At 70.0% G+C, this 3,678-nt stretch carries 3 protein-coding genes; 2 read left to right on the forward strand and 1 reads right to left on the reverse strand.

The window, feature by feature from the left end; translation table 11 throughout:
- The coding region (locus C1I97_RS33250; protein WP_111006748.1) for a PucR family transcriptional regulator at window positions 1–858 on the reverse strand (858 nt) is incomplete at its 3' end.
- Between the two features lie 160 nt (window positions 859–1,018).
- Here C1I97_RS33250 and C1I97_RS33255 point away from each other — a divergent pair.
- Together C1I97_RS33255 and pruA are read left to right on the forward strand one after the other, a co-directional pair.
- Window positions 1,019–1,945 (forward strand): proline dehydrogenase family protein, encoded by a 927-nt coding sequence (locus C1I97_RS33255; protein ID WP_111006746.1) that lies wholly within the window; start codon window positions 1,019–1,021, stop codon window positions 1,943–1,945.
- Between the two features lie 51 nt (window positions 1,946–1,996).
- Window positions 1,997–3,628, forward strand: a complete 1,632-nt coding sequence (pruA, locus tag C1I97_RS33260; RefSeq protein WP_111006747.1) for an L-glutamate gamma-semialdehyde dehydrogenase — start codon at window positions 1,997–1,999, stop codon at window positions 3,626–3,628.
- Window positions 3,629–3,678: the final 50 nt, after the last annotated feature.

Raw genomic sequence — 3,678 nt, forward strand, 5'->3', positions numbered from 1 at the left:
ACCGAGCTCGGCGAGCCCGACCCGGGCCGCGGCGATCCCGGCGGCGGCCCCACCGGCGGCGGCACCGTCGGCCGGTCCCGCCCCGCCGGCCCCCTCCAGCAGGCGCGTCGCCGCCGACACCGCCGGTGTCAGCGTGTCCGTGGAGCGCAGCCGGACCAGCAGCGCCAGACTCTGGTCCGTCGTCCCCCAGGGAACCGTGCACAGCGCCCGCGCGCCCGGCAGGGTGCGCACCGACGGGGCGTCGTCCGGATCGGCCGACGGCCAGGGGGCCACGCACACCACCGTGTGCGGGCCGTCCGCGCGGACCCCCAGGGCCGTACGCAGCTCCGCCACCGCCATGTCCCGCGGCCACCCCCGCTCGGCGGTCAGCACCGCCCGCAGCTCCCGGGTGAGGTCCGCGTCGTGCTGCGCCTCGTCCGCGAGCAGGGCGCCGATCCGCCCGGTCACCCGCATGGCGGCGGCCAGCTGCTGTTCGGTGGGGCCGGGGTCGTAGTCCAGGAGCCAGACGTAGCCGAGGACGACACCCCGATGGCGTACCGGAAGGCAGATCCGTCCCCGGTACACGCCCGCCTCCACGGTCCGCGGGATCCGTACCGGACCGGTCGCGCGGGTGATGCCGAAGCCCTCGAACCAGCGGCGGACCGCCGCCGTGGAGCGGCGGGTGAGGATCGAGCGGGTGCGCACCGGGTCCAGGGCCGACGGGTCCAGGTCGCCCTCGCTGTCGTAGGCGCCGAAGGCGATCAGCTCGAAGTTCCGGTTCTCCAGCGTGGCCGGCGCGCCGAGCAGCTCCGAGATCTCGTCGACCAGCTCCTGGTAGTCACCCCTGTCATCGGCCCTCACACGGGCATTCTCCCGCATGTTTCCCTGGCCTTCATACAAATGTCTGAGATCCAGGGCACGGAAGCGTGACAGCTGTCGATGGCCGCCGATCTGAAGAATCCTTTACTTTCACGGTGGTTCTCCGTGCCGCCCCGAATCATCGGGTTCCGGCCTTGTTCGGCTTGTTTGGAGGCGCCCCGTGCTGGGTCCCGTGATTCTTGCCGCGTCGCGCAGCGACCGGATGCGACGCCTGGTCTCGGCCGCCCCGGTGACCAAGCAGGTCGTCGACCGCTTCATCCCCGGTGAGACCGTGGACGACGTGGTCCCGATCATCGAGGGCCTGACCGGCAGGGGCCTGGAGCTGACCATGGACGTGGTCGGCGAGGACATCACCACCCCCGGGCAGGCCACCGCCGCGCGGGACGCGTACCTGAGGCTGATCGACCGGATCAAGGACCTCCGGCTCGGCCCGAAGGTCGAGATGTCCGTGAAGCTGTCGATGTTCGGCCAGGCTCTGGAGAACGGCCACGAGCTGGCCCTCGCCAACGTTCGCCCGGTCGTCGAGGCCGCCGCCGCCATCGGTACCACGGTCACGCTGGACGCCGAGGACCACACCACCCTCGACTCGATGTTCGCCATCCACGAGGAGCTGCGGAAGGACTTCCCGCAGACCGGCTGCGTCATCCAGGCCTACCTCTTCCGCACCGAGGCCGACGCCCGCCGCCTCGCCGCGAACGGCAGCCGGGTGCGCCTGGTGAAGGGCGCCTACAAGGAGCCCGCCGAGGTCGCGTACCAGAACAAGCACGAGATCGACAAGGCGTACGTCCGCATCCTGCGCATCCTGATGGAGGGCGACGGGTACCCGATGATCGGCTCGCACGACCCGCGGATCATCAGCATCGCGCAGGAGCTCGCCCGGAAGGCCGGGCGCAAGCTCGACGAGTACGAGTTCCAGATGCTGTACGGCATCCGCAGCGACGAGCACCTGCGGCTGGCCGCCGAGGGCCACCGCATGCGCGTCTACACCGCCTACGGCACCGACTGGTACGGCTACTTCATGAGGCGGCTCGCGGAGAAGCCGGCGAACCTGCGCTTCTTCGTCCGCTCGATGGCCGGCAAGGGCTGAGTCCCCACCACACGCTCGACACACCGCTCAAGTCAAGGAGTTACGGAGCCCATGGACGCTGTGACCCAGGTCCCCACCCCCGTCAACGAGCCGGTGCACGGCTACGCCCCCGGCTCGCCCGAGCGTGCCCGGCTGGAGGCCAGGCTCAAGGAGCTGGCCGAGAACCCGATCGACCTGCCCTGCACCATCAACGGTGAGAAGCGCATGGGCGGCGGCGAGTCCTTCGAGGTCGTCCAGCCGCACAACCACAAGGCCGTCCTCGGCACCTACCGCAACGCCACCAAGGCCGACGCCCAGGACGCCGTCGACGCCGCCCTGGCCGCGGCCCCGGCCTGGCGTGCGATGTCCTTCGACGACCGTGCCGCGATCATCCTGCGCGCCGCCGAGCTGCTGTCCGGCCCGTGGCGCGAGACCATCGCCGCCTCCACCATGCTCGGCCAGTCCAAGACCGCGCAGCAGGCCGAGATCGACAGCCCCTGCGAGCTGGTCGACTTCTGGCGCTTCAACGTGCACTACGCCCGCCAGATCCTGGCCGAGCAGCCTCCGGCCAACTCCCCGGGCGTGTGGAACCGCATGGACCACCGCCCGCTGGAGGGCTTCGTCTACGCGATCACGCCGTTCAACTTCTCGGCGATCGCCGCCAACCTGCCCACCGCGCCCGCGCTCATGGGCAACGTGGTGATCTGGAAGCCGTCCCCGACCCAGACCCACGCCGCCGTGCTGCTCATGCAGCTGCTGGAGGAGGCGGGCCTGCCCAAGGGCGTCATCAACCTGCTCACCGGCGACGGCATCGAGGTCTCCGAGGTGGCCCTGAACCACCGCGACCTGGCCGGCATCCACTTCACCGGTTCGACCAAGACCTTCCAGTACCTGTGGAAGACGGTCGGCAACAACATCGAGAAGTACCGCGCCTACCCGCGTCTGGTCGGCGAGACCGGCGGCAAGGACTTCGTGGTGGCCCACCCGTCGGCCGACCGCGCGGTGCTGAAGACCGCGCTGACCCGCGGTGCCTTCGAGTACCAGGGCCAGAAGTGCTCGGCGACCTCCCGGGCGTACATCCCGGCGTCCATCTGGAACTCCGGCTTCAAGGAGGAGTTCGCCTCCGAGGTCGACTCCCTGACGATGGGTGACGTCACCGACCTGTCGAACTTCATGGGCGCGGTCATCGACGAGCGCTCCTTCGCGAAGAACAAGGCCGCGATCGACCGGGCCGAGCAGGACCCGGCCTGCACGGTCGTCGCGGGCGGCACCTGCGACGACTCGGTCGGCTACTTCGTCCGCCCGACCGTCATCGAGTGCACCGACCCGGAGAACGAGGTGTTCCGCACCGAGTACTTCGGCCCGATCCTCGCGGTGTACGTCTACGAGGACGACCAGTACGACGAGATGCTGACCCAGATGGAGTCGGTGTCGGACTACGCCCTGACCGGCTCGGTCATCGCGGGCGACCGTGCGGCGGCGGCGTACACGATGGAGAAGCTGCGCTTCGCGGCCGGCAACTTCTACATCAACGACAAGTCGACCGGCGCCGTGGTCGGCCAGCAGCCCTTCGGCGGTGGCCGCGCCTCCGGCACCAACGACAAGGCCGGCGCCCCGCAGAACCTGATGCGCTGGACCCTGACCCGCGCCATCAAGGAGACCCTGGTCCCGCCGACCGACTACACCTACCCGCACATGGGCTGACCCCCGCGCGGCACCCCTGGACCTGGCTCTTATACACATCTGACCCTTCC

It is taken from the genome of Streptomyces sp. NTH33 (assembly GCF_003236365.1).
Classification (GTDB): Bacteria; Actinomycetota; Actinomycetes; order Streptomycetales; family Streptomycetaceae; genus Streptomyces.